Origin of the sequence: Bacillus sp. SN32 (genome assembly GCF_002837495.1) — a bacterium.
GTDB lineage: Bacteria > Bacillota > Bacilli > Bacillales > Bacillaceae > Bacillus > Bacillus subtilis.
Genome location: NZ_PJCT01000020.1, coordinates 1 through 443, shown reverse-complemented (window position 1 = coordinate 443; position 443 = coordinate 1). Strand labels below are relative to the sequence as shown.

The window sequence follows — 443 nt, the reverse complement described above, 5'->3', positions numbered from 1 at the left end:
AAGTCGTAACAAGGTAGCCGTATCGGAAGGTGCGGCTGGATCACCTCCTTTCTAAGGATATTATACGGAATATAAGACCTTGGGTCTTATAAACAGAACGTTCCCTGTCTTGTTTAGTTTTGAAGGAACTTTGTTCCTTGAATAAGTTAAGATGGGCCTGTAGCTCAGCTGGTTAGAGCGCACGCCTGATAAGCGTGAGGTCGGTGGTTCGAGTCCACTCAGGCCCACCATCTTATATAACGGGGCCTTAGCTCAGCTGGGAGAGCGCCTGCTTTGCACGCAGGAGGTCAGCGGTTCGATCCCGCTAGGCTCCACCAACGTGTTCTTTGAAAACTAGATAACAGTAGACATCACATTCAATTAGTAATACAAGATATCACATAGTGATTCTTTTTAACGGTTAAGTTAGAAAGGGCGCACGGTGGATGCCTTGGCACTAGGAG

At 47.2% G+C, this 443-nt stretch carries 2 tRNA genes and 1 rRNA gene; all 3 read left to right on the top strand.

Annotation, left to right across the window (positions count from 1 at the left end):
- Positions 1–51: ribosomal RNA gene (locus CW370_RS21435) — 16S ribosomal RNA — on the top strand; the annotation flags it as partial.
- A 102-nt stretch (positions 52–153) separates the two neighbouring features.
- Positions 154–230 (top strand) — tRNA-Ile (locus CW370_RS21110).
- A gap of 11 nt (positions 231–241) precedes the next feature.
- A tRNA-Ala gene (locus tag CW370_RS21105) sits at positions 242–317 on the top strand.
- The last annotated feature ends 126 nt before the right edge of the window (positions 318–443 follow it).